This is a genomic window from Paenibacillus sp. GP183 (assembly GCF_900104695.1).
Taxonomy (GTDB): domain Bacteria; phylum Bacillota; class Bacilli; order Paenibacillales; family NBRC-103111; genus Paenibacillus_AI.
The window spans coordinates 935,771-959,802 of record NZ_FNSW01000001.1; the positions used below are offsets into that span (position 1 = coordinate 935,771).

A 24,032-nucleotide genomic window follows, 5' to 3' on the forward strand; every position below is an offset into this window, starting at 1 on the left:
AGGTCCGCTTGCTATCAGTTGCTGCCTTTCCCGACTACGGTAGCTCCAACCATTGATACGGCGTCTTCGCCGCTTTCATTCCATACTCCAGAATTGTTGCAATCGCAATTGTTTCCGCCTGCGGAACCACCGGGTTACACGACTCGAAAAAACTGATCAAATTCTCGATAAACGCCCCGAAAAAATTCGACTCGATCTTTAGAAAGTTCGATTGTCCTGCCTGATAACTCAAAGCCATGCTGAACGGGCATTCCCAGCCATACAGGTTAATTGTCCCCTGACGGCCGTCCGGATACTGGATCAACAGCGCCGACGTATTCGCCGTGCCCATCCACATTATCCGTTTGACATCCGTCCCCATCAGCGAAACGATCGGTTCTACCTGGTGGATCGAATAGTTCTCAAACTTCCCCGGTCCCAGGCTGCAAATGGATTCTATGCCCTGCTTCTCCAATTCCGAATATTCGGCAGCAAAACGTAAAGCCGAAGTCGAGTACATCGGGGTCCCGTGCTTGTCAGCGAGTTCAAACATCCGTACAGCCGCCGCCCGGTCGGGCGCGAAGGTTTTATCGATATAGGTGGGCTTGCCGGACCGAAGCGGAAGTTGTGACAGCTCCTCATGGTACTCCGGATGATCCGGCGACAGAACGATCAAATAATCACTCTGCTCCACGACGGCCTCGATCGAATCAAGAAGCTGGATTCCTTTTTTCCGGCTCCAGTCTGCATTGCTGAGTTTTCCTTTGATATTCGTCTTGCCGTATGCATAAGCAACCTTCATTTTGCCATCCGAAGCCTTCTCAATCCACTCTGGGTATTTCTCCGCATGCCACTCATCCAGAAAATAATCGATAAACCCGATCTTTTTCATTGTTCTCCCCACTCCCTCTTAGAAATAAAACCCCCACGGAATGAACCGCAGGGGGTGCCTGAGACAGGCTTACTTCTTGTTCGCAGCGTACCATTCATTGGCAGCTTTCGTCATTTCGTTTCCGCCTTCTGCTTTCCACTGGGCCATGAATTTGTCATAGTTTTCGAGCGGCTCTGCACCGGTGATATACTTCAGGAAAGTGTCTTCCATCAGCTTTTGCAGCTTAAGATTATACTTTCCGATAGCTTCAAGCGGTGGCGCAAATGAGAGCGGGTCGACGCTGGTGTTACCTTTCGCAGCTTCCTGATTTTTGTTGAATGCATCTGTCAGGATAGGATCTTTTCTTACGCGCGCCTGCCAGTAGATCGGATAGTTTTTCTCATCCACTCCTGTGAGGAACGAAGAAGCGTTGTTATACTGGTCGTTGAAGATTGGCAGAATCGGGAAGTAGCTGCCATTTTCAAACTTGTGGTGAACGCCTTCTTTACCGATCACCGCTTCCTTATGAATGTCTTTGTCAAGCTTCAAATCCAGGTATTTGATAATATCATCCTTATTATCGGCCCATTTCGGTATTCCCACATAAAAGCTGATACCTGCTGTTGCCATGACACTAACTTTGCCGTCATCCCCTTTTAGGTAAGGCAGACTGGAGATTTTGGCGTTCGGTGTATTTTTCAAAAGCGCATTTTGTACAGTAGGTGCATTGAAATAGCCGTTTGAGATGATGGCCGTTTTGCCGCTCGTAAAGTTCTCGATCACTTTGTTCGGCTGATTGAGAGACCATTCCTGGTCGATCAATTTCTCGCTGTACAGCTTCTTCATGAACTCCAGGTATTTCTTCATGTTCGGATTTTCAACGGCATTGACCAGTTTCCCGTTCACATCCTGCCAGCCGGTCGTTGCGGTCGACTGAACCATCGCCAGGCCGAATGTCGGCAGTATTTCAGGAACGAGTGGGCTTTTACCACCGGAAAGCGCGAAGACATTTTTCTTCTCTTTGAGCGTCTTCATGACGTTGTATAGCTCGTCGCGGGTTGTCGGTGCTTTTAGTCCAAGTTCATCCATCCAATCCTGACGAACGATCAGCGCCGAATTGACGATCGTCCCCGAACCCGTTTGCGGAATACCGAAAATTTTACCGTTCAGCTTAGCGCCGTTCCAGGATGTTTGAGAGATGACGTTTTTCAAATTAGTTCCGTATTTATTAACCAGTTCATCGATCGGCTCAAGGGCGCCGGAAGCTGCGAGCTTAGAATACTGCGGGCCGCTAAGCAGCATGAAGGCATATTTTTCCTTATTGGCCATGAGCAAATTGAGCTTGTCGTCCGGGTTCTCGACCGGCAGCATATCGTAGGTAACTTTGTAGCCTGTTTTTTCGTTCAGGAACTTGGCCACTACCTCGGCATTAGGATCAAAACGCCCATACTGCAGCAGCGCCTTGAATTCCGGCTTCGGCTTGTTGGCGTCAGCAGTTGCAGCTGCAGTTGGAGCCGTGGACTTGGACGTTGCTGTGGAACTGCTTGCCGATTGGCCGCCTCCGCCGCAAGCGGTTAAAGATGCAGCCAAAGTTGTTATGGACAGTACAGCTAAAGATTTTTTGAACATGGATGAGCCTCCCTTTTTCATGTATTGAGTATGGGTCAAGCTTAATAACCTAACTTCACAGACCATCCTGATGTCTGACCCACCACCACCCTTCAAGTTTGTAAGAATCAGCCCTTCACTGAGCCTACCAAAACGCCTTTCACAAAATATTTTTGAAGCATCGGATAGACGAGTATGATTGGCAGCGTTGCCAGAATGATGGAAGCCGCCTGGATCGACTGCGGTGAAACGTTAAGGGCTGCGTCGATATTGGTCCGCATGAAAGCATCCGTCGAAGAGACGAACAGTTCTTTCAAATAAAGCTGAAGAGGTTTCAATTCGGCCGAGTTGATGTAGATGAGAGACGTAAAATAATCGTTCCAGAACGTTACCGCGTAGAACAATCCAATGGTTGCGAGTACGGGCATCGACAACGGCAGAATGATACGCGTTAGGATCGTCATATTGCTGGCTCCGTCGATTTTCGCTGATTCTTCAAGGCTGTCGGGCAGGTTTTCAAAATAGCTTTTGATTATGAGCATGTTGTACACATTAATCATAAAAGGCAGGAAAAGGACCGGAAGTTTATTGATCAGATCGAGCTTGTGCATGAGCATGTAGGTGGGTATCAGTCCACCGCTGAAAAGCATGGTGAACAGATACAAAATGATGAAAAACTTGCGTCCCCGAAGCCTTGTCTTGGACAGTGGATAAGCGGCCAGTGTCGTCATGAATAACGCAAGCAGCGAACCGACTAGAGTCACGGTAATGGAAACCATAAAAGCTTGGAGGAACATGAAGTTACTTGCTACATATTTGTAGGTCCCCAATTGAAAGTCGATCGGATACAGAGTAACCATCCCCGAAACGACTGCCGCTTCGCTGCTGAACGATTTGGCGATAAGATTGATGAACGGAAAAATCATGGAAAGTCCGAGCAGGATAAAGATAATATAGTTGATCACCGTGAAAATTTTTTCGCCGGTTCTATTCGCATTCATAGCTTATCCTCCTTCATTCGCCGTTTACCAGATACCGCGTCCAAAAAACTTCCGTGCCAGGCCATTGCCCGTAAGGATCAAAATAAACGCAACGACGGATTCGAACACCCCTACTGCGGTTGAAAAGCTGTAATCCTGGTCGCCGAGACCGATGCGGTACACATAGGTGCCGATAATGTCGGCGACGTTGTAAACGCCTGGATTGTACATGACGAGAACTTGTTCCGTTCCCGCCTCCAGCACATAACCGAGACGAAGAATGAACATGAGCAGGATGATCGGGAGCAGACCGGGCAGCGTGATGTGGACGATTTGCTTCCATTTGTTTGCGCCGTCGATTTTGGCAGCTTCATACAATCCGGGGTCGATGCCGGCCAAAGCCGCCAGGTAGATGATCGTATTCCACCCGGTATCCTTCCAGCCTGCTGAAGCAACGAGAACGGAGCGGAAGATATTGCTGTCCAGGAAGAATCTGACCGGTTCGCCGCCCATAGCTATGATTATTTTGTTTACGATACCGCCGTTCGTGGAAAGTATGTCGATGAACAAGCCGCTAACTATAACCCATGAGAGGAAGTGAGGCAGGTAAATGACGGTTTGTACGCTTCGTTTGAACGCCATGTTTTTCAATTCATTGAGCAAGATGGCGACCACGATCGGGATTGGAAAGAGAAACACGATTTTGTAGACAGAGATGATCAACGTGTTCTGGAACACCTGCAAAAAACTGGCGGACGAGATCAATTTCTCGAAATGCTTCCATCCGACCCATGGACTTGCGGCCATTCCTTCAAAAATATTGAAATCCTTGAAAGCAATGATAATCCCGTACATCGGCGTATACTTAAACAGCAGCAGAAATGCGATGCCGGGAATGAGGGCGAGATACAAATCCCAATCTTTCCGGATATCGATCCACAATAGTCGTGCATAGCTTTTTTTAACAGTTTTCTTCGCGAATATATCGGTTTCTGCAACAGCAGCAGTTTCTTTCAAGATGCGCCCTCCTTTTGCCTGTCTTTCTTAGATGTAGTGTATTTAGTGTATCATCCGCCTTTTTTTTGCGAATTAGAGTAATATTACTTGTTTTGGTACTTTCATAACTTCTCGCTGCCAAAACACAAAAAAACCTTCCCCAATGAACAGAGAAGGCTGCCGAATGGCTTGCAGGGAAATCAATTGCGGACTTCCCCGGGCGTCACGCCCCAATATTTGCGGAATACTCTTGTAAAATAACTCACGTCCCTATATCCAACTGCGGCTGCGGCATCGTATACCCGCGATCCCTCCTGCAGGATTGCCTTGGCCCGCTCCATTTTTCGTTCCAGCACGTAAGTGGAAAAGGCCTTACCTGTTTCCTGTTTGAAGAGACGGCTAAGGTAGGATGAATTGACATACAGTCGGTCGGCGACAGCATGCAGCGTCATTTCCTGGTCGATTTCATTTTCGACCAAAGTTAGTATGGTCTTGATCATTCCATGGCTTGTCGATTTTCTTCTCTGGTTGGCATAGGCCAAATAAGACCTAATTATTCGCTGCAGCCAGAACAGTATTTGTTCCTTTGCCGTCAGCTCTCGGAGATTGTGGAAATAGACGTAGTCCTCACCGGCCACTTCCCGCACCGGCCAGCCTTGTTTCTGGATCATGCGGACAAAAAGGCTTTCGAAATACAATATGTGCTCATGCATTTCCTCAACAGATTCCGCTTTCTCCATGCCGCCATCCCATAGGGTTGTTAATGTTTCGCTCGCCTTATCTTCATCTCCCGTTTCGAGTGCGATTTCCAGCGCTTTCTCCAGGTTGGGCTGCAGCGTCAATACGGGCTCTCTCCCCTGCTCTTCCCGGTATGGGATCGCCAGGTCATGTCCAAGCACGATACGGTTCTGTAACGCTCGAACCGCCTGCATATACAGCTTGTTCATATCTTCCCAACCGCCAGTGGTCCCGCTGATCCCCGCACTCGCACTGAGTTTGAGAATGCTTTGTACAGAAAACAGCAATTTTTGAGTCATCGCATTGATTTTCTGCAGGGCTACGTTGGGCATTTCATCTCCAACAAGCCGGAACACAACGACCGTGCAGCCCGCAAAATCTGTAGACACCCAACAGGGAGATGTCGAAAGCGATTCCTTTACAATACTGCCCAGAGAAAATTGAAGCAGGGATACATCCCTCCTGCTGAAACGGGTTTCATCCTTCGACAGCGGGTCCATATCGACTACTGCGACAGCGTACTGGTCGTCATTTTGCAAATCCAGCTGCAGGTCCCTGCTTTTCTGTTCGATTTCCCATGGCACGTATTTGCCGTTCAGCCAGCCCTGGAAAAATTCATTGACCAGGTAGGGAAGGTGCAGCTCCCATTTTTGCTTTAGCTCATCCTCGTTATGGCGCTGCTCAAGCTCGCTCTTGAGCCGTTCAGCTGCTTCGAGCACCGTGTTCAAAATGTCCTCATCCCCTGCCGGTTTTAACAGGTACTTCATGACGCCGAGCTCCAGTGCCGCTTGGGCGTATGCGAAATCGTCATGGCCGCTGAGAACAATGATTTTCAGAAAAGGGTCGGCTTGGCGAAGTTGTCTGGCCAGAGTAAGCCCATCCATCTCAGGCATCTGCAGATCCAACAAGATGATCTCGGGCTTTTTGCGGTCGATCAGCCGCAGCGCTTCCGTCCCGCTGCCAGCCTGCCCGACAACCTCGATTCCGTACTTGTCCCAAGGAATGTTGTTGGCGAGCGCGTTTCTGAGGCGGACTTCGTCCTCCACAATTAATAAATTCATAGCCGTAAACTCCTTGAGAGATAGGATGTGTTCAACAATCATTCGTTCCCGGCACTTTATTTTCCTGCCAACTTACTTCACTTGCTTGATTCGGGAGTAAAGCAGAAGCTCCCTGACTTCCCCTAAAGTTTTAGTCAGCTGCAGCACGGCCGTCGAGTGAATAATCCCCGATTTCATCCCTTTCCCCAGCCATTCTGTGAATTCTGCCATCGTGGTCTCCAATACGCTAATCCCATCATCAGCTCCAGCATACCTTTGCAGACAATCAAGTGCGGCATCCAGTCTGTTTTCAATTTTAAAAGCAGCCGTACAGCTCACAGCCCCGCGCAGAATGTAAACCTGCTCCACATCCGTTCTTGCCGATTCCAGCAATGCTTGGATCGCTCGCAGCGGAAACAATCCGGTGGATATCGCCTTGTTTCTCCACGGACCCATGCGCAGAGCATGGATTGCTTCCTCACTCGCTTGGCCGAATGCAAAAATCACTGACCCATTATCCAAATCCCGCGCAGCAAGTACCTGGTCAACAGTATCCTGCGCTCCCATTCGAACATACATCGGGTATATTCCACTGTAAATCAGGTTGCCTGGCAACAGCTCGTTTTTATGCAGCAGGACCGATTCCCGAACTTCAGAGGAGCTTGCATAATAAGCCTGTGGAATCACGACATCGACATGCCGCGACCAGTTTCCGATTTTCTCGGACTCCGCTCCCGGCTCCGGTGCTGCCGACACGATCACCTGTGAACAGATTTTTTTCAGTTCCTTGTACAAGTCGATCACAAAATCGTCTTCCATTTTTTCCAGCCAATCGGTCCACGTTTTCCAATGATCCTGCTGACGCATCGCATGAATTCCAATAGGGTCCATTCCATACTCCCGCTCAAATGCCTCACGAGCATGCTTGGTAAAGCAGTAGGTTTTCTTCCAATCCAAGGCCTGCGGAAACCGCATAAAATCAAGATTAACTCCGGCAACCCCATATATTGTAACCATTTCTCTCATGATGTCCAGCAAATACCGCCTCACTTGGGGATTCGTGATATCGAGCCAAAAGTAACCGGTTTCCGGCTGAGGCAAGGGCTTTTCGGAATCAAACTGGTCTCTCGAAAGCGCTGACCATTCGGGAAAAACCCGAAGCACCGGCCCTCCATTTGGTCGACGCCGACCATGAATCCGTCCAGCCAAGCATGTACGGCAATTCCCCTTTGTCGAGCCTCCTTCACGAAAGCCTCAAGGGGATCCCATCCCCGAAAAGCAGGGTGCTGGTTCTCCACCTGTCTGGCTGCAGCCGCAGGGCTCGGATAAATTGTATACCCCCAGAACCAGGCTTCAAGATATAACTCGTTCAAGCCGGCAGCTTGCATCTGGTCCAAGGTGCGGCACACATCCTCACGGCTTTGTTCCTTTGGGCGGTACCAAACCCCTCGAGCTTCCGCCACTCTGCTCGGCAGAGCCAGGAAATAACCGTCCACCGCCGCTTTGGACGCCTGCGCCGCAACTCTCATGCAAGCATCATAGTCGGTTTCCTGAAGCGCCAACGCATCCTCAAGCAGTTGAAGCGCCCTTTGTACATGCTCCCTTGCCAGGTCAAATCGAGCATTTACAAATGCGTCCCAATTCTCCTTTATTGTCTTTTGCGCCTTTGCAATAAGCCTTTCCGCCTGTTCCAAACACCGGTCTGTTTCTTGCTCAGACATACACTTATCTCCCTTCTTTTATTGTTTGTTTGGTATAGAAAATATCATATCGCGGTTGGACTTGATAGGGTATAATGGTTACTTTCTTTGGTATTATGAGATAATTCTGAATTTAATAAAATAAGGTGCAAAAATGCACCTTAAATAGATATAATCTCTTCCATAAATCGAAGGTACATTAAATCATCATCCCAATACAGATCTCCCGATTTTAAAGCATTTAGAGATTTGCCTATCCCTTGCCCACGGTTTTTTGGGGAAACATACATAGCGTTTTATTTTTAATTTACTTTCCCGCACAAACGTTACTACCCCCACCAACTCATTATTCATAAAAGCACCCACTGTAAACCTGGAATCGGATGCAATCAGATTTTGTCGAAATTGTTCAATGGGTCTTTCACTCTCGATTTCATAAGTCGTTAAGAATGATTCGGGACTTTCCTTTAGGGAATCCAGGCGAATTTCTCGATAAATCTCTGCATCTGATGATTCCAGCAACCGAATTAACATAGTCCATCCCTCCGCTTTTTAACGATCTGACATTCATAAAATACATGGTTTTGACAACATCATTCGACCAACTTTTTAACGGGATTATGTTAGTCTTTGATTCTGACAACAATTACATCTTTGAAAGGATTGAAAATACAAGTGCGTGAACAATTGTTAGCCAAGTTGCTTTTTGTTGAAACCCAATGCATTAATCCACAGGACGCTCTTGTCATTCGTCTTCTAATTGAAGGATTTGAAATTCATGAAATAGTATACCTTAAAAAGGACTCGATCGATACTGACTATAGAGCAATCACCTTTAATGACGGCTTTGGCAACCAGAAACAATATCAGATAAGTACACGCTGCGCCCAACTGTTTATGTCCGCCATTAATCAAACCCACTATATTTCAAATAATGGATTTGACCATACCAAAATTATTAAATCTGAATTGAGAGATAGTAACTATGTAATAAAAGTAGGAACGAGCGACTATCTTCCCTATGAAGATAATCCTCTAGAAATGGATTCTATTGTCCTTAAAACCATCTACAATCGACTTAGGACACTTGCCGAAATTTATAACATACCTGAGATTACATTTGTAACAACGGTCAGAGTTAAATCTAATCATACCAGTTAAAAGAATCTCTTTATTAGTAGACTGCCTCAGCAACCTGCCACGATTTAGGTACATTTACACTTGTCCATCGATGGTGAAAAAAGTATTATAATCTAGCAAACATACGTTTGTATAATCAGACTATTCATTAAATTCACAAAGATCGGAGGAAGCATGAAAGGATCTACACATCTCATCATTGGCTGTGCAATCGGAATGGTTGCAGCTGCGTACTACCAACCCTTTACTTTAAAGAATGCCGTTTTGTATATGGCGGTATCGACATTTTCTGCCTTGAGTGCCGATCTCGACGGGGAGAGCATGATAACCAGCAAGCTTGGGAAGATAACCAGACTTCTAAGAGAGCTTGTTCTATGGACAGGTATTTTTCTGACCGCAGCCGCCGTTTATCTGTATTTCAAGCTTCATTTATTTTATCCGGAGTTTTCTTCCGTCTCAGTCATGTTGTTTCTGCTTGGTTTTGTTACGAAGGCAGGGATCATTCGCAATGCGATGATCAGCGTATTCGGCTGCTGTCTTATTTATGCGGGTTGGCTGTTTAATATGAATTGGCTGATAGGGTTCGGGCTGTTCATAGCGGTTGTTCCCTGGTTAAAGCATAGAGGACTGAGCCATACCCTTTGGGCACTCATTTTGTGGGGAGAAATCGGATTGGGTTTAGAGCATCAGCTTCAAATCGAAGGCATTGCTCTCGTTTCAATCGTTGGTTACTTGTCTCATCTGCTTGCGGATACGTTGACACCGAAGGGTGTTAAATGGTTTTTCCCGATTTTCAAGAAGTCCATCAAGCTGCATCTCTGATTTAAGGCACCTACTTTACTTAATGGCATTAAAGACTTTTTCAAAAAAAGACCGTCCAAGCATTAGAGCTGTTGGACGGTCGAAATTGATCAAGCTTTATAAAAGTTGCGAATCCAGCGGTGGGCTTTAAGCTTGTCGACTTGGTCTTGGGGAAGTCCTCGTCCGTCTCCAACTTCGCAATTTCGTTCAACGTTACTGATCGAACGCATGCCAGGTATGACGGTTGACACAGCTGGATGGCTGAGTATGTAACGAAGGGAAGTTTCGGCCATCTGATCAACAGAAATGTTGAGATCGGAAGCTATTTGCTCAACTCGTTCATATACTTCTTTGGTCCGATTGCCTCTGAAGTAATCCTTTCGAAAATCACCCTGCTCGAATGTACTTTCAGGTGTAATTCTGCCTGTCAATCCCCCTTCATCCAACGGTACACGAACGATGACACCCACATTATGCTTTTCACAGGCGGGTAAGAGGCTGTCCTCCGGGCTTTGATCGAAAATATTGTAAATAACCTGAACCGTATCCACCACGCCGCTTTCAATTAACTTGATGGCATTTTCCGGTTGATGATCGTTGATGGAAACTCCAAAGAAACGAATCTTTCCTTGCTGTTTAAGCCTGCTGACGGCTTCAAGCCAGTCGCCTTTTCCTACCCATTCGTCAGACCAGACGTGGAATTGTTGAATATCGATCGTCTCTAATCCGAGATTTCGAAGGCTGGTTTCAGTAGACGCAATAATATGATCTCCCGGATAGGTTTCTTCTACCGGGACACCTGCCTGAGCGGGCCACTGGTAATTTTTCGCCGGGATCTTCGAAGCAATGTAGATCTCTTCCGAACGTTCCTTGACGATCCGGCCGACCAGCTGCTCGCTGTGTCCATTCCCATAGACCAGGGCGGTATCGATAAAATTCAAACCCAAATCGATGGCCTTGCGAAGAGCCTGCAAGGATTCATCGTCATTTGCGCCTATCCAGCTGGTTTTGCCGATTCCCCAAGCTCCATAACCGATTTCCGATACTTGTAAACCGGTCTTACCAAGAGTTCTATAATTCAATGGACACTACCTCCTTAATGTTTTGCAATTGCAATAACGGTATTGAAATCATTCACTGACATTTCAATAACACATAAAAAAGTATAACATTTCGGATCTCCGAAATCGAATTTCTTAGTGGCGAACAAACCTACCTATATACGCGGTCGCTCATCTTCGAAAGACCTCGATATAGAGGTTTATCTCATAAACATACAAATTCTCTGCAAGTTGAATCATCGTTTTCTCAGCTCCTTTAACCTATTGCTAATTGTCCAATTGAAATAAAGCAACTGAGAGGCTGGCGTAATCACCAACTTGCTCGCCTAGTCCGGCAGGAACAATCTCACAGACCTGAAGCGAGATCGACAGTGCTTCCCGGCTCAGCTCCTTCATAACAATGGGTTCAAGAATTTGCTGCTGACGACCATAAATGCTTCCAATCACAATGCGCTGGGGATTGAGCGTATCCACCAGCAAAGCGAGTCCACGTCCCAATTGGGTGCCTACAATTAGGAAAATTTCCACAGCCAGCGGATCCCCTTGCCCGGCAGCTTCGCCAACCTGCTGCGCAGTAATGGCTCCCAGCTCAGCCTCGCTGCTGCAAAAAAGCGAAGCTTCGCCTGCCTGCAGACGGCTCGCTGCCATCTTTTGCGCGAGCCGTGCGATGCCGCCGCCGCTGCAATAGCCCTCGAACGATCCGGCCTTGCCGAAGCCGATGGGGCCGTTCTCGGCAAGCCGAATATGTCCGACCTCGCCGGCCATATCATTCGTACCGGCATAGAGCCGGTCATTCAAGATCAGCCCCGCTCCCATCCCTGTTCCAAAGGTAAGGAAGATCATATGGCTGCAGCCGACTCCGGCTCCCCATTTCCATTCCGCCAACGCACAGGCGTTGGCGTCATTCTGCAGCCCGGTTGGAACACCGTAGCGTTCGCGAAACGGGCTCACGATATCGATGCAGTCCCAGCCCGGCAAATTCGGAGGCGACAAGATCAAGCCCGATTTGCTGCTCAGCGGTCCGCCGCAGCTAATGCCGATGGCTGACAATGTCACCTGGTGCTGTTCAAGCAGTTCGTCCAAACCAGCCATAAACAGCGAAATTGTCGTTTGAGGACTACTGGGCGTCGGAAACCTTTTTTTCCCCAGCAGCTCGATGCGTTCTCCCGGCTTCCCCAGTTTGCCCAAGCTGACTGCGCACTTCGTGCCGCCGATATCTATACCTGCAACAATAATTCTCATGACGTGAAAAACTCCTCTTCCAATACGATGCAAAGAGCATGATAAATCGGCTGATGGCGCTCCTGAATATCCGGTGTGCTGTTCCAGGGAACGCGGATCGTTACATCGCAAAGATCCTTTAGCTTGCCGCCGCTCTGTCCAGTGAGTGCAACGGTATGCAGTCCCTTCGCTTTCGCCACCTGCATGGCCCGGACGACATTCGCAGAGCTGCCCGAGGTGCTTAAACCGATCAACACATCGCCTTTCCGGCCATAGCCAAACACCTGCTGGGCAAATACCATTTCAGGAGAAATATCATTGTTAAAAGCCGTAGACAGCGCCGTATGGCTCACAAGAGAAATCGCAGGCAGCGCTCCTTGAAGATGATCGGACAAAAATGCCGCATCTTGCGGAAACAGCTCCTGAAATGTTGCACGCATGGCAGTGGTAATCGGGCGTTTCAGCATGAAGCCCTTCATGAGCTCGCCGACAATGTGCTCACAGTCCGCTGCGCTTCCGCCATTGCCGCAAAGCAACGCTTGGCCGCCTTGTCGGAAGGATTCCGTCATCAATGCTGTCATCCGGTCAATATCGGGTAAGCATGCGTCCAATTCAGGATATTTATCGATCAGCTTTTGCAAAACCGGATTCATGGTCATTTCCCCTTTCTCTTTACACGTGGATGAGTCCCTGTCTTTCGAATTTGCTGTGGTCGGCTGCTATGACAACCTTTTGCCCCGCGGCGAACATCGCCCGTTTTACCTCGGCTTCATACAAGTCGGAGCTGGTAAAACCTTTGCTTTGTGATATACCGGAAGTACCGAGAAAGGCATAGTGAGCATTATATTTTTGCAGCTCTATTTCCGTTTGCGGACCGATCAGGCTCATCGATTTTCTGACCAGATTGCCTACCTCAGTTGAATGCGGCTTCCGCGCCATTATGCAGCACTGAACCTGGAACCGAGCCTTTGCGCCAGAAGCGGTAGTCTCGGGTGTCGGGTTTTCCCGAGTTGCTCCAGATCCAGTCTTCGCCGACAAAATCCTTATACAGCCAATCGCTGCCGATTAAGCTTATTTGACCCGGCATAATTGGGCTCCCTTCACATCCTTGATCCAGCGGCTTATTCCTGCCATTCGATAAGGTTCGTTTCGATCACCGGTTGATTGTCGTTATTGGGTATACGGAACGTTTTAATCTCGCACGGCCCGAAGTCCGCATCTACAACCCGGTTCCATTTTGGCAGGCGGATCGTGGCTATAGTCGCTGTTTTGGTCGCTTCATAGGCTCGTATAATCAGATCGTCGTTGTCCTCCGCTTTTTTCACAACGCTCACAATGATATTATCCTGATCGACCGAAAGGAAGGAGTCCTGCTGCTGCAATGCGCCCTCGTGATACGATTCGATAATCGTGGTCGGACTCTGATTAAACTCAAGAGAAAGCTTCACAGTAGCGGCATGCTCCCAACAGCCCTCATGCGGCAGCAGACGATAGTTAAACTGCTGAATACCTTGATCGATGAACGAATAATGTCCGTTCGGATCGGGGACGAGCGGATCGTGGTGAGCATAGATAGGGCTGCGCAGCACCGTCATGGCAAGCTCCTTGTTCAAGATGCTGTAGCTGTATTTCGCATCGTTGATCAGGGATACCCCGTAGGATGTGCCGGATTCGCGAAGAATACCGCCATAATCGACCCAGCTTTGGCCGGGCTCTTCCTCTCCGTTATGTTCGCGTTCCTTGAAGCCGTATGGAATTTCGTAGGTTTGCTTTGTGAAAATAAGGTTGATCGGGAAAACAAGCTTCAGCATTTTGAAATGCTCACGCCAGTCCACGGTTACTTTCACATCCACATAATCCAGCTCTTTATACAGCGTAAAATCCTGCACAAGCTTGGAGCCTCCGTACTCACTCGAAACACGAATCACTGATTTCACGGGCCCGTGTTCGACGCTTTGTACGCTTGTCGCTTTGAAATCGCCGATGACCTTATTAAAGTGGAATACATTATGACTCCAGGTATCCGTGGTATCCTCAATCACGACTGGACGCGCAGCCGGTTCACGGAACACCTCGTAATTCACCTTTTTATCGAAAAGGCTGGAGATAAAGCCCGTTTTGGGATCGAATTCAAGACGCAGCCGGTCATTTTCGAGCGAGTAATCGTTGGCTTTGATGGGAGCTGCAGCAAGCTTCGCCTGATTGCTTGTTTGAAGCAGCTTGTACACGCGATACCCCATCGGTGGAAGCTCGGCAATAAAGCTCAATCGGAAACGTCCACCGGAGGTTGCCTGCGATTGCACGGTCTGGAACGGAATCTGTTTGCCGGTATGATCAACCAGGATGGATGTATCCTTGACTCCGCCGACCTCGTGCTCAATGTTAATCTTGCTCGGCCACGAATGCGGATTGAAAATAACGAGAGGTTTCATGCCTTCCTCCTGCTCGATGCCTATGTTCCAGGAAAACGATTGGATGGCATAATTCAGTCCGCGCTCGGCAATCGACATCGCTTCTCCATGCATATTGCGGGCATCTTCATAAGCGGGTTCAAGACTCGTGCCGGCGAGAATATCGTGGAACTGGTTGAACAGCACATTTTTCCAGGCTAAACCGAAGTTGGCAGGATATTTTTGACCCGTTATGCGCTCAGCCAGAGCTGACCATTTCTCTGCGGCGATCAGCTTGTTTTCCGCTTGGCGATTCCACTGCTTGATGCCCGAATGTGCTGCATAACAGCCGCTTGCGTGATGCTGAAGATCGTCGTGTACGACCGGAAACTGGAGACCGCTGGCGGCCATATCGGCAAAATATTCATTCGGGCCGCCGAAATGAAGCGTAGGTAACTCTCCCTCTGCGTTCATCCGCTGGATGCTCTCGATATTTTCCTTCGTTGGACCGCCGCCGTGATTGCCGACACCGTAGAACACCATCATCTCATTGAAAGGATCTTTAACCTCGATCATGCAGCGGCGAATATGCTTCTCCAGATCCTTCCCCCAAGTGCAGTATTCGAAAGGGATACGGAAGGCAAGAACGCGGGAACCGTCGTCGGACTCCCAATGAAACGTGCGCGCTGGCAAACCCTTTTCATTAGGCATGGGGCGCATGAACACATAGTACGGCATTCCGCTTTTCTGCAGGATCTGCGGCAGCATCCCGTGATGTCCGAAGCTGTCGACATTGTAGCCGACCTTCGCGGTGACACCGAGTTTCTCTTTAAAATAACGCTGCCCATACAAGCCCTGGCGGACAAACGATTCTCCGCCCGGGATGTTGCAGTCAGGCTGAATCCACCAACCGCCGACGATTTGCCAGCGGCCTTCCTTCACACGCACCTTGATTTCTTCAAACATCTTGGGATCATTGTCCTCGACCCATTCGTAATATGCTGCCGAGCTGGACGTAAAAATAAAATCGGGAAATTCCTTCATACGATCGAGCGCAGAGCGAAATGTCGCTTTCGTTTCCTGAAAGCCTTCCTGCCATTGCCATAACCAAACCGGATCGAGATGGGCATTGCCGATCATGTGAAATTTTTGATGTTTCATTTGTAACCCCTGCCTTTACAAGGAATATTTATTGGTTTTCCATTAGGAATCTTACGGTCTGAAGCCCCCAAGGTTTAAGCGGAATGCGTATCCCTCCGTCAGAATCCGTAACCAGTTCTTTCAGATCGTTCTCCATCAGATCTGTCAGCCAAGCCATGGCAATCCTTTTTCAGAATTTTGGAAGCGCTTGCATCATCTTCTAAAAGTTCTCCTTCAAGGTACAATTCTGCACCTGATTCTATCAAAGCTACATCTCGATCTTGATCTTGGGGCATCTTTGCACTTTAGATGCCTTCGAATGTGCTTTAATTTAGTTCAATCTCACTTTACCCTCTACCGCCCCAAATAACGTTTAACCGGCCAGGCAGAATCTGAATGTCGCTCGGAGTCCGCTTCCCCCTTTCACCGTCGCAATCGATTTCTTGATCAGGATCACATGAGACGGATAAGCGATCCGTCTGAAAATAATGCAGACCATCGGTATTAGGCGTCATACCGATTAGTTTAGTCCCGACCAATGCTGCAATAGATCCGATGTTGAGTGCTTCGACAATTAACACATCCAGAACCCCGTTATTTACCCGGCTTTCCGGGAAGAAGGCGCGAATTCCTCCGGTGAATGGCCCATTGCTCGCGAGCAGCATGACGGCGTCATTGTCAAACTCATAGGCATCGCTTTTTACATTCAGCCTAAACTTTGAAGGTTCAGAAGTAATTTGCTGTAAAGCGCTCAGGTAGTATGAGAATCGCCCAACATCCTTTTTCAAATCAGGGCTTATGGAAGCTGAAGTTTGTGTAATGAGTCCGATTCCCCAAAAATTCAAAAAATACCTGCCATCCGCAAGCCCGACATCTACGGGGATCACCGGGGAGACGGCAAGCTGTTTCGCGGCCGCTACCGGATCCATGTCCATGCCAAGCGCACGGGCAAAGTCATTACATGTTCCTCCAGGAAGTATCCCGAAGGCAGGTCGGTTTTCCTCCAAGCCTGCAACTGCTCCGCCGATTTCATGGAGAGTGCCGTCTCCGCCCGAAGCGATGACGACATCCCAGGAATGAGCATGTCCTCGTACCCAAGCAGCTCCATCACCCTCTTTTTCCGTCCAAAGAACTTCCAATTCCGTATATCGATCCCTAAGTATGGATTTAATCTCCGCCAGGTGATCCTTGAAATAGCTGGAGCTCCCCGCATGGGGATTGGCGATAATCATTGCTTTTTTCATTTATAAACTCCCTTATATTTACTCTAAAGCTGTATCAATTAGAATCTAATATTCCCTTTGCAAAAAGCCGTCATCCAAGCTGAGGATCATCCTCGCCTAAATGACGGCTTCAATATAACGTAACTATTATTTCACTTTCAAATAATCTTTAATGCCATTAACGATAGAATCAGCAACACGGTTTCTGAAGTCTTCATTCGACAAGGCTGCATCTTCAATCACATTGGTCAAGTATCCAACCTCCAGCAGTACGGCAGGCATCGTAGTTTCGCGAATGACATGGAAATTGCCATAGCGAACTCCGCTATCCGGGAATCCGGTAGCTGGAGCCAAATAACGATGAATGGCATCGGCGAGAGGAATGCTTTCCTGACGGTTATAATAAGTTTCGGTACCGCGAGAGGAAGCCATCCAAGCGTTGGCGTGGATCGAAACGAAAATGTCCGCTCCTGCCTTCTGTGCAATATCGACACGCCCAGCAAGCGGGATGAAGGTATCTGTCGTGCGCGTCATAACCACTTCGATACTTGGGTTTTGCTGCAATAAAGCTTGTACCTTCAATGACATGGCTAAATTGAAATCTTTTTCTTTTTTACCGGTTACGGACTTCGCACCAGGGTCTTGATCGCCATGACCGGCATCAATGACTACTTTGTATTTCGTTTCGGCTATGTTTATTGATAACTTGCCTGTTGTTCCGTTATCAACCTGCGTGAAGCCTGCTTTTCTTTTTAAATCAATCACGATTCTAATTGTAGAGGTTGCAGGATCATTATATGCATAACGGATTTTTGAAATTAACGGATGGTTGGCAACCGGAATTTCTACATTAGTATTCGGCAGTGGCTTAGGTACAGTGCTGCTAAAAGTCGAAGCTGGAATATCCATAACCAGCCTGTCCGGACCAGCTACATAAAAAACCTTCGAAGAAATCGGTCCCGAAGCTTGCACTTGCAATTGATTCCCTGACAAAACGATGGAGCTAAGTTCGGGATAATGATTAGGATTAGGGTCTACAGGCACAATAGGCGGCGGCTGTACAGTACCAGGAGTCGATCCGTCTGCAGTTTTCACCATATGGACAGAGTGAGTAGTGTTGTCCCATTTCACGTCAAGACCTAGATTCTCGGCAATTAGGCGGACCGGAACAAGTGTATTTCCTGCAATTAACTGCGGTGCTTCTTCCAGCGGGTATTTCTTCGCATTGACGAGAGATTCATTTTTATTAATCCATAAAATGATTTGATTGAGTCCTTTTTGAATGGTAACTTTGGATTCCTCCTGAGTCCAGGTGACCTTGGCACCCAAATTTTCAGAAATTATGCGGATGGGGACCATGGTGGTATTTCCAACAAGTATCGGCGAAACCTCAGGTGTTAATAGATTTTCATTTAAATACAGCGGAATATTGGATCCAGCGGTGGCAGCCTGAGAAATCTGGGGCAACATAAAACTGAGAACAAGCAGCAGGGATAATACGGAGAAAACTATTTTTTTCATCATTCACCTCTTCTATGTAATAGATTCTGCGTTAGCGTCTTAAAATTAGACGTAAATCTTGGAAAAAAGTTGCGAAATAAATCTTCAAATGTCAAAAAAGCTGTTTCATTTGCGAAAAATCGGGGTAAATAAAAACCGCGTAAATTCACGATTTTCATCATCGTGAATTACACGGTTCTTTTTACCTCTGAATAACTAATCTAGTTCTTCTTACTTTTTATCAAACGGAGCGTTTAGTGTTTAATGGTTTCAAGTTCGCTTCAATGGATTTGCGTTGATTCTCTAAAAACGGCGGCAGCGCCAGCGTCTCACCCAGCGTCTCAAAGGGTTCATCTGTAGCGAATCCCGGTCCGTCCGTTGCGAGTTCAAACAGAATGCCGTTGGGCTCACGGAAATACAGGGAACGGAAATAATATCTTTCCACAAATCCGGAGTTCGGCAATCCCGCCCGATTCAGAATTTCGATCCAGGCCAGCAATTCCTCTTTGTCCTCGATCCGAAATGCAACGTGATGCACACCGCCTTTCCCAAGACCTGCTGCCGAAAGGTCGCTCCGAGGCTCGACCTGAACTTCTGCACCAGATCCTCCTTCACCCGCCTGCATGATGATCACGTCCGGTTGTCCTTCAACCCATGCGGGAATACGGTTTTTCTCCGTAAAACCAAGGAGGCTAAGCGCGGACAGGGTCGATTCGGGCTTTCTTACGGTTAGCTTAACCGGACCTAAGCCTCTAATACCGAATTCGGCAGGAACCGGGCTTTTGTCCCATGGGATTCCGCCTTGAACCCCTGCGTTCTTTTCATCTGAAACAAGCGAAAGCTTCTGGCCTTCAGGATCTTCAAACATCAACACATTTCGGCCGGCCAGTTCAGATATGGAAGCGTGTTTAACGTCTAATGCTGTGAGTCTCTTCTCCCAATATTGCAGAGCATCATCACTGGCAACCCGCAGAGACGTTCCGGAAATGCTGCCTACTCCTTCCTTCTTTGGGCCGATCTCCGGAAAATCAAAGAAAGTAAGCTCTGTACCCGGATTGCCTCTCTCATCTCCATAAAACAAATGATAAGCAGTAGTATCATCTTGGTTGACTGTTTTTTTGACAAGCCGCATGCCCAGAACCTCTGTATAAAATTTAAAATTATCGGCAGCGTTCCCAGTCATTGCTGAGAGATGATGAATGCCTTTTACGTTCATGGATAAAACATCCTTTCATAAGTTAGTTAACTGGCCATTGTTCTCTGAACCAGGACGCCGCGGCTTCAACCTCGGAAGCAGACAGCTGATGACCGAAATTCTCCCAATGCAGAGTTACCGAAGCTCCGGCAGAACTCAGAAGCTTCTCCAGATCTATGGATTCCTGAGGCGGACAAAGCGGATCATTGGTTCCGGCGCCAATGAAGATTGGTGTTCCCGCAAGGTCAGGAAGCTCGATGCCTCTCCTAGGAACCATAGGATGATGGAGCAATGCACCCTTGAGTGCATGCTCATAATGAAAGAGCAGACTGCCTGCTATATTGGCTCCATTCGAGTAACCCAATGCAACCAGATTGCCGCGGTCAAACTTATATTGCTCAGCGGCCTGATCAAGAAACTCATTAACTTCCTTTGTCCGCACAATCAAATCCTCGATGTCGAATACGCCTTCAGCCAATCGTTTGAAAAAACGCGGCATCCCATTCTCCGATACGCTGCCTCTAAGGCTGAGCACCGAGGATGCAGGTGAGATTTTCTTGGCGAGCGGAAGTAAATCTTGCTCCGTTCCACCGGTTCCGTGAAAGAGGACTAGTGTCGGCGCATTTGTATCGGCGCCTTTTTGGAAAATATGTTTCATGTCATTTTTCCTCCGCTAATGTTCTTACTTGAATGGGGAGCAGATTGCTTTCGATGTTCTGACGGTTCTTCTCAAACCATTCCGGCAGCATGAGCTTTTCCCCTAAGGCTTCAGGTGTTTCATCATTATCAAATCCAGGTGGATCCGTTGCAATTTCAAACAGGATACCCCCGCCTTCACGAAAATAAATCGCATTAAAGTATTGGCGGTCGATAATTTGGGTTGGTTGAAAGCCATGCTCGATAACCGTGTTCCGCCACAGCGTGTGCTCTTCAAAATCCTTGGCACGCCAGGCTATATGATGAACAGTACCTGCTCCTCCTGCGCCCATATCCATCTGGGTCAGAGAAACATCTATCAGGTTGCCGATCGTCCCTGAAGCTTGGAAACGAGCATATTGAACGTCTTCGCCAACTTTCTTCAACCCAAGTACATGCTCGAGCACGTCCATAGTTTTGGCCGGATTTACGCTGAACAATACAGCTCCTCCAAATCCCTTAATGGCTTTATCAGCCGGAATACCGCCAAATGACCATTCACTGACAGCACCCTCTTTACGTTCGACAAGCTCCAAATTCAACCCGTCGTTATCCTGAAATTGAAGATAATTCTCCGAAAATCTTGTGCTTTTCTTTAACGAAATTCCGAACTTGTTCAGTCGCTCCTCCCAGAATCCAAGGGAGCCTATAGGTATTGCATAGGTAGTAATGCCAACTTGGCCTCCTCCGATTCGGCCTTTTCGGGAATTAGGCCATGGGAAGAATGTAATGATCGTACCAGGATTTCCTGCATGATCGCCAAAATAAAGATGGTATACCTCAGGTGCGTCAAAGTTGATTGTTTTTTTAACCAAACGTAAACCCAGAATTCCTGCGTAAAAGTCTACGGTTTCCTGTGGGTTTCGGGCAAAGGCAGTGATGTGATGAATGCCTGCAGTTTGCAAAGTCATGTGAATCGCCTCCTTAAGTTTTAACGTTTTTAACTTCCTGCCGCTCCTTTTCCCAACTTCTTAAGTAATTCGGCAGCCTGCTGTTTTTCGTTCAGAGAAAGGCCGCTCATCACCGTATTGACCAACTTCGCATGATTTGGAAAGATACGGTCAAACAACTCGGTTCCAGCTTCCGTTATTTCCGCGTAAATAACTCTTCTGTCTTCCTCGCAGGGAACCCGTTTCAATAAACCCTTTTTTTCGAGTTTATCGATATTGTAGGTGACACTACCGCTTGTAACCAATATTTTATCGCCAATTTGCTGCAACGGAAATTTTCCCTTGCTGTACAAAACCTCCAGCACCGTGAACTCGGAAGGAGACATTCCTTGCTGCTTCATGTCTTTGATTGCCCTGTCCATAATGGTTTTATAAGCCTTGGACAGAACCACAAACAATTTCAATGACGCAGTTTGTTCCAGTTCTACATGTTCCGGCATGTCAATCACCCCTAAACTATCTTAAGTTTAATTATTTTAAATTAAAGATATATAGTTCAAAATATTTGTCAAGTCACGCCTAAGTATCACCTGAAATAATAAAAGCTATCCCTAAGTCAATTTAAATGACTCTGAGACAGCTCTATGTAAATACTATTTATTATTTTCCGAAGTTTCCTGAGAATCTATCTTAATCAATGAAGACAACTTTTCGATTTGCTCCCGTATACGCTGCTGTCTTTCCAACTGCTCTTCCAACCTTATTTCAAGTATCATGTCATCCATGAAACACCGCCTCTTTCTCATTCTTTTTGCAGAAAATATGAAGAAATGTCAGGTTAGCTGGCTGGTCTTGGATTTTATTGTCATATTCAGTATACCTTAAAATCTATCAAAAGTATACTTTATACGGTTATGCTTATGTTAAATTCCCCTATGGATTCAATTTGGAGTGGGATCTGGAATGCTTTTATTCCCCTGTATTTTGTCATATCATCAATTATATTGGGAGGTGTTATGTCAACTTTATACCCTTCATCCATGAGCATGGAGCTTGCATTTCCTGTGATCATATTTCCGAGTTCCGCCAAAGCGCTTTGGCACATCTCATCATATTCGGTTACCGTGTAGCCGCCCATCATCTTGGAAACTATTTTCATAATCATATATTTCGGAAAGCCAAACAATACATCTCTCTCAATTTGACCTACTATGCCGATCTTAAGGAGTAAAGTATTTTCAATCTCGCGAATTTCCGATACTTTTATTTTGCCAATGGATGGTTTTATTTGGATAACGGATTCGATGACATAAACGGATGAAAAAAGAAACGGATTAATAAAATTGGCTTCCACCGCGGATACAACCCCCTTTTGTGTGTTTTAAACAAACAAAAAAAACTACGCCAATTGGGTAGTTAGTATCCGCTATCCATTGGTAACCCAGCTGCCGTAGAAAATCCTTAGGCCTGTAGCTTTGCGTCCCTACCTTTCAATAGGTTTGCCTTTATCACTGATGCACATTATTCATTTTCAACATCATATCACAAGTCCTGTGAAAAAAGAACTATTTTCGACAAAAAAATTAATTTTATTAGTTCGTTAGTCACGAAAGGATTCATTAAATTAGCCGTAAAGGGCAATTCCGACAAGTCCTGAAAGCAGAATCATGGAAAAAGGATGCATTTTAAATCGATTTATAGCTGTGAAAGCTGCTATAAAGAAAAGAGCGGCAACCAACGAGCTCCATGACCATCCGCTCACATGCGGGTTCGCTAAAGCAAGACGAAAGGCTGCAAAAAAAATGAGTCCGCAAATAACCGGTCGAAGTCCATATAAGGCCGACTTGAAATCTTTATTGCCGGCCAGTTTATAAAAAACAAAGCTAAAAAGTACTATTGCAAAGATCGACGGCAGAATCATACCTATTGCGGCGGAGAGACTACCCATGATCCCGGCTATATGATAACCAACAAATATTGCCGTATTCGTCGCAATGGGTCCAGGTGCCATTCCAGCAATTGCTACGCCCTCCGCATACTGCGCATCGGTCATCCATTGATGAGCTGTTACTTCATAGTGAATCACGGGGATCATGGCAAAACCGCCGCCAAAAGAGATAAATCCAATTTTAAGAAAAGACCAAAATAATGACCATATCAACATGGAAGCACTCCCGCTCTGGATTAAATCCCATCTCCGAAGTAATAGTCATTCATCGTTTGAGGCTTTTCGATTGATGCCGGATATCCCATACTTACTTTAACTCTCATCCATGAAACACCTGCCAATGCCCCGAATAGAAGAATAAAGAATGGATGAACACCGAAGTAAAGAAGACCGCTTAGGCTGATAATAAATAACAGTATAGAGGCTTTGTCAATGAAGGCAGCACGAACCATTTTAACACCGGCATAAGCTATCAAAGCGATAACACCTATTTGAATCCCTTGTAATGCAGCTTGAACCTTCAGATTATCCCGCATGTTCATGAAGAAGATGGCCAATCCAAGAACAATGATAGATGTTGGCAGCATGATGCCTGCCAAGGCAGACAGCATCCCACGCCACCCCATGACTTTATAACCGATATAAGCCGCTGCGTTGACACCTATTCCACCGGGGGCTGCCCCGGAAATGGCAACAGCCTCAACCATTTCATCCGCAGTCAGCCATCCTTTTTGATCCACAGCGATACGTTCGATAGAAGGAAGCATGGCGTAGCCTCCGCCAAACGTAATTGGGCTTATAAGCAGGAACGACCAGAATAAGTCCCATTGTTTGATCCATGTGCTATCTTTGTATTTATTCATAAGGTATCACCCTTTGCATAGCTTACCTTATTTCATTATAAACATCTTTATT

The 24,032-nt window shown here is 46.9% G+C and carries 27 protein-coding genes and 1 riboswitch; of the genes, 2 read left to right on the plus strand and 25 right to left on the minus strand.

Annotated elements, in window-relative coordinates; all coding sequences use genetic code 11:
• Positions 1-34: 34 nt before the first annotated feature.
• From BLV33_RS04575 to BLV33_RS04610, 8 genes are all read right to left on the minus strand, one after another.
• Positions 35-871: a Gfo/Idh/MocA family oxidoreductase gene (locus BLV33_RS04575; protein WP_090788687.1), complete on the minus strand. Its 837-nt coding sequence runs from the start codon at positions 869-871 to the stop codon at positions 35-37.
• A 69-nt stretch (positions 872-940) separates the two neighbouring features.
• Positions 941-2,479, minus strand: a complete 1,539-nt coding sequence (locus BLV33_RS04580; RefSeq protein WP_090788689.1) for a type 2 periplasmic-binding domain-containing protein — start codon at positions 2,477-2,479, stop codon at positions 941-943.
• Positions 2,480-2,586: 107 nt separating this feature from the next.
• Positions 2,587-3,459 carry a carbohydrate ABC transporter permease gene (locus BLV33_RS04585; RefSeq protein ID WP_090788691.1) on the minus strand — a complete coding sequence of 291 codons (873 nt, stop codon included), beginning with the start codon at positions 3,457-3,459 and terminating at the stop codon, positions 2,587-2,589.
• A gap of 24 nt (positions 3,460-3,483) precedes the next feature.
• Positions 3,484-4,422 carry an ABC transporter permease gene (locus BLV33_RS04590; protein ID WP_253187201.1) on the minus strand — a complete coding sequence of 313 codons (939 nt, stop codon included), beginning with the start codon at positions 4,420-4,422 and terminating at the stop codon, positions 3,484-3,486.
• Positions 4,423-4,634: 212 nt separating this feature from the next.
• Entirely contained in the window at positions 4,635-6,233 is a 1,599-nt protein-coding gene (locus BLV33_RS04595) for a response regulator (protein WP_090788693.1), read from the minus strand.
• 72 nt (positions 6,234-6,305) lie between these two features.
• On the minus strand, positions 6,306-7,376 hold the full coding sequence (locus tag BLV33_RS04600) for a family 10 glycosylhydrolase (RefSeq protein ID WP_171909011.1): 1,071 nt from the start codon (positions 7,374-7,376) through the stop codon (positions 6,306-6,308).
• The gene (locus BLV33_RS04605; RefSeq protein ID WP_090788697.1) at positions 7,259-7,933 is read right to left on the minus strand and encodes a family 10 glycosylhydrolase; all 675 of its coding nucleotides are present in this window, start codon (positions 7,931-7,933) and stop codon (positions 7,259-7,261) included. The genes BLV33_RS04600 and BLV33_RS04605 overlap by 118 nt, the downstream gene beginning before the upstream one ends.
• Positions 7,934-8,119: 186 nt before the next feature.
• A complete protein-coding gene (locus BLV33_RS04610; protein WP_139305690.1) occupies positions 8,120-8,446 on the minus strand; it encodes a hypothetical protein in 327 nt (108 codons plus the stop codon).
• Between the two features lie 141 nt (positions 8,447-8,587).
• Here BLV33_RS04610 and BLV33_RS04615 point away from each other — a divergent pair, with 141 nt between their 5' ends.
• Complete coding sequence (locus tag BLV33_RS04615; RefSeq protein ID WP_139305691.1) at positions 8,588-9,073, plus strand: hypothetical protein; 486 nt, start codon at positions 8,588-8,590, stop codon at positions 9,071-9,073.
• A 153-nt stretch (positions 9,074-9,226) separates the two neighbouring features.
• Positions 9,227-9,874, plus strand: a complete 648-nt coding sequence (locus tag BLV33_RS04620) for a metal-dependent hydrolase (RefSeq protein WP_090788701.1) — start codon at positions 9,227-9,229, stop codon at positions 9,872-9,874.
• A gap of 89 nt (positions 9,875-9,963) precedes the next feature.
• Here BLV33_RS04620 and BLV33_RS04625 read toward each other — a convergent pair whose 3' ends face one another.
• The 17 genes from BLV33_RS04625 to BLV33_RS04690 form a co-directional block, all read right to left on the minus strand.
• Positions 9,964-10,935: an aldo/keto reductase gene (locus tag BLV33_RS04625; protein ID WP_090788703.1), complete on the minus strand. Its 972-nt coding sequence runs from the start codon at positions 10,933-10,935 to the stop codon at positions 9,964-9,966.
• A gap of 246 nt (positions 10,936-11,181) precedes the next feature.
• Positions 11,182-12,156 carry an ROK family protein gene (locus BLV33_RS04630; RefSeq protein ID WP_090788705.1) on the minus strand — a complete coding sequence of 325 codons (975 nt, stop codon included), beginning with the start codon at positions 12,154-12,156 and terminating at the stop codon, positions 11,182-11,184.
• Entirely contained in the window at positions 12,153-12,788 is a 636-nt protein-coding gene (locus BLV33_RS04635) for a D-sedoheptulose-7-phosphate isomerase (protein WP_090788707.1), read from the minus strand. The genes BLV33_RS04630 and BLV33_RS04635 overlap by 4 nt, the downstream gene beginning before the upstream one ends.
• A gap of 19 nt (positions 12,789-12,807) precedes the next feature.
• Complete coding sequence (locus tag BLV33_RS04640; RefSeq protein WP_090788709.1) at positions 12,808-13,074, minus strand: DeoR/GlpR family DNA-binding transcription regulator; 267 nt, start codon at positions 13,072-13,074, stop codon at positions 12,808-12,810.
• Positions 13,049-13,222, minus strand: coding sequence for a hypothetical protein (locus BLV33_RS29195; RefSeq protein WP_171909012.1), 174 nt, complete (start codon positions 13,220-13,222; stop codon positions 13,049-13,051). The genes BLV33_RS04640 and BLV33_RS29195 overlap by 26 nt, the downstream gene beginning before the upstream one ends.
• A gap of 34 nt (positions 13,223-13,256) precedes the next feature.
• Positions 13,257-15,686 (minus strand): alpha-mannosidase, encoded by a 2,430-nt coding sequence (locus BLV33_RS04645; RefSeq protein WP_090788711.1) that lies wholly within the window; start codon positions 15,684-15,686, stop codon positions 13,257-13,259.
• A gap of 28 nt (positions 15,687-15,714) precedes the next feature.
• Entirely contained in the window at positions 15,715-15,843 is a 129-nt protein-coding gene (locus BLV33_RS30395; protein WP_290439040.1) for a hypothetical protein, read from the minus strand.
• Between the two features lie 169 nt (positions 15,844-16,012).
• Entirely contained in the window at positions 16,013-16,909 is an 897-nt protein-coding gene (locus BLV33_RS04650; RefSeq protein WP_090788714.1) for a diacylglycerol/lipid kinase family protein, read from the minus strand.
• A 126-nt stretch (positions 16,910-17,035) separates the two neighbouring features.
• On the minus strand, positions 17,036-18,409 hold the full coding sequence (locus tag BLV33_RS04655) for an N-acetylmuramoyl-L-alanine amidase family protein (RefSeq protein ID WP_171909013.1): 1,374 nt from the start codon (positions 18,407-18,409) through the stop codon (positions 17,036-17,038).
• Between the two features lie 220 nt (positions 18,410-18,629).
• Complete coding sequence (locus tag BLV33_RS04660) at positions 18,630-19,604, minus strand: ring-cleaving dioxygenase (protein WP_090788718.1); 975 nt, start codon at positions 19,602-19,604, stop codon at positions 18,630-18,632.
• 22 nt (positions 19,605-19,626) lie between these two features.
• Positions 19,627-20,241, minus strand: a complete 615-nt coding sequence (locus BLV33_RS04665) for an alpha/beta hydrolase (RefSeq protein ID WP_090788720.1) — start codon at positions 20,239-20,241, stop codon at positions 19,627-19,629.
• 1 nt (position 20,242) lies between these two features.
• Positions 20,243-21,190, minus strand: a complete 948-nt coding sequence (locus BLV33_RS04670; RefSeq protein ID WP_090788722.1) for a ring-cleaving dioxygenase — start codon at positions 21,188-21,190, stop codon at positions 20,243-20,245.
• Positions 21,191-21,219: 29 nt separating this feature from the next.
• On the minus strand, positions 21,220-21,669 hold the full coding sequence (locus BLV33_RS04675) for a MarR family winged helix-turn-helix transcriptional regulator (RefSeq protein WP_090788724.1): 450 nt from the start codon (positions 21,667-21,669) through the stop codon (positions 21,220-21,222).
• Positions 21,670-21,822: 153 nt separating this feature from the next.
• Positions 21,823-21,954: a hypothetical protein gene (locus BLV33_RS30400; protein ID WP_290439041.1), complete on the minus strand. Its 132-nt coding sequence runs from the start codon at positions 21,952-21,954 to the stop codon at positions 21,823-21,825.
• Between the two features lie 119 nt (positions 21,955-22,073).
• Complete coding sequence (locus BLV33_RS04680) at positions 22,074-22,523, minus strand: chemotaxis protein CheX (protein ID WP_090788726.1); 450 nt, start codon at positions 22,521-22,523, stop codon at positions 22,074-22,076.
• 78 nt (positions 22,524-22,601) lie between these two features.
• A riboswitch (cyclic di-GMP riboswitch) is annotated at positions 22,602-22,683 on the minus strand.
• 110 nt (positions 22,684-22,793) lie between these two features.
• Positions 22,794-23,333: a chromate transporter gene (locus BLV33_RS04685; protein WP_090788728.1), complete on the minus strand. Its 540-nt coding sequence runs from the start codon at positions 23,331-23,333 to the stop codon at positions 22,794-22,796.
• 20 nt (positions 23,334-23,353) lie between these two features.
• Positions 23,354-23,980 carry a chromate transporter gene (locus BLV33_RS04690; protein WP_090788730.1) on the minus strand — a complete coding sequence of 209 codons (627 nt, stop codon included), beginning with the start codon at positions 23,978-23,980 and terminating at the stop codon, positions 23,354-23,356.
• Positions 23,981-24,032 lie beyond the last annotated feature (52 nt).

What these genes read in the sequence shown, in the direction of transcription:
- BLV33_RS04585 (WP_090788691.1), bottom strand. Translation starts at nt 3,459, where the DNA reads ATGAATGCGAATAGAACCGGCGAAAAAATTTTCACGGTGATCAACTAT.
- BLV33_RS29195 (WP_171909012.1), bottom strand. Translation starts at nt 13,222, where the DNA reads ATGCCGGGTCAAATAAGCTTAATCGGCAGCGATTGGCTGTATAAGGAT.
- BLV33_RS30400 (WP_290439041.1), bottom strand. Translation starts at nt 21,954, where the DNA reads ATGGATGACATGATACTTGAAATAAGGTTGGAAGAGCAGTTGGAAAGA.
- BLV33_RS04630 (WP_090788705.1), bottom strand. Translation starts at nt 12,156, where the DNA reads ATGAGAATTATTGTTGCAGGTATAGATATCGGCGGCACGAAGTGCGCA.
- BLV33_RS04660 (WP_090788718.1), bottom strand. Translation starts at nt 19,604, where the DNA reads ATGAACGTAAAAGGCATTCATCATCTCTCAGCAATGACTGGGAACGCT.
- BLV33_RS04605 (WP_090788697.1), bottom strand. Translation starts at nt 7,933, where the DNA reads ATGTCTGAGCAAGAAACAGACCGGTGTTTGGAACAGGCGGAAAGGCTT.
- BLV33_RS04675 (WP_090788724.1), bottom strand. Translation starts at nt 21,669, where the DNA reads ATGCCGGAACATGTAGAACTGGAACAAACTGCGTCATTGAAATTGTTT.
- BLV33_RS04645 (WP_090788711.1), bottom strand. Translation starts at nt 15,686, where the DNA reads ATGAAACATCAAAAATTTCACATGATCGGCAATGCCCATCTCGATCCG.
- BLV33_RS04650 (WP_090788714.1), bottom strand. Translation starts at nt 16,909, where the DNA reads ATGAAAAAAGCAATGATTATCGCCAATCCCCATGCGGGGAGCTCCAGC.
- BLV33_RS04635 (WP_090788707.1), bottom strand. Translation starts at nt 12,788, where the DNA reads ATGAATCCGGTTTTGCAAAAGCTGATCGATAAATATCCTGAATTGGAC.
- BLV33_RS04665 (WP_090788720.1), bottom strand. Translation starts at nt 20,241, where the DNA reads ATGAAACATATTTTCCAAAAAGGCGCCGATACAAATGCGCCGACACTA.
- BLV33_RS04595 (WP_090788693.1), bottom strand. Translation starts at nt 6,233, where the DNA reads ATGAATTTATTAATTGTGGAGGACGAAGTCCGCCTCAGAAACGCGCTC.
- BLV33_RS04580 (WP_090788689.1), bottom strand. Translation starts at nt 2,479, where the DNA reads ATGTTCAAAAAATCTTTAGCTGTACTGTCCATAACAACTTTGGCTGCA.
- BLV33_RS04685 (WP_090788728.1), bottom strand. Translation starts at nt 23,333, where the DNA reads ATGTTGATATGGTCATTATTTTGGTCTTTTCTTAAAATTGGATTTATC.
- BLV33_RS04670 (WP_090788722.1), bottom strand. Translation starts at nt 21,190, where the DNA reads ATGACTTTGCAAACTGCAGGCATTCATCACATCACTGCCTTTGCCCGA.
- BLV33_RS30395 (WP_290439040.1), bottom strand. Translation starts at nt 15,843, where the DNA reads ATGGCTTGGCTGACAGATCTGATGGAGAACGATCTGAAAGAACTGGTT.
- BLV33_RS04655 (WP_171909013.1), bottom strand. Translation starts at nt 18,409, where the DNA reads ATGAAAAAAATAGTTTTCTCCGTATTATCCCTGCTGCTTGTTCTCAGT.
- BLV33_RS04575 (WP_090788687.1), bottom strand. Translation starts at nt 871, where the DNA reads ATGAAAAAGATCGGGTTTATCGATTATTTTCTGGATGAGTGGCATGCG.
- BLV33_RS04610 (WP_139305690.1), bottom strand. Translation starts at nt 8,446, where the DNA reads ATGTTAATTCGGTTGCTGGAATCATCAGATGCAGAGATTTATCGAGAA.
- BLV33_RS04620 (WP_090788701.1), top strand. Translation starts at nt 9,227, where the DNA reads ATGAAAGGATCTACACATCTCATCATTGGCTGTGCAATCGGAATGGTT.
- BLV33_RS04640 (WP_090788709.1), bottom strand. Translation starts at nt 13,074, where the DNA reads ATGGCGCGGAAGCCGCATTCAACTGAGGTAGGCAATCTGGTCAGAAAA.
- BLV33_RS04690 (WP_090788730.1), bottom strand. Translation starts at nt 23,980, where the DNA reads ATGAATAAATACAAAGATAGCACATGGATCAAACAATGGGACTTATTC.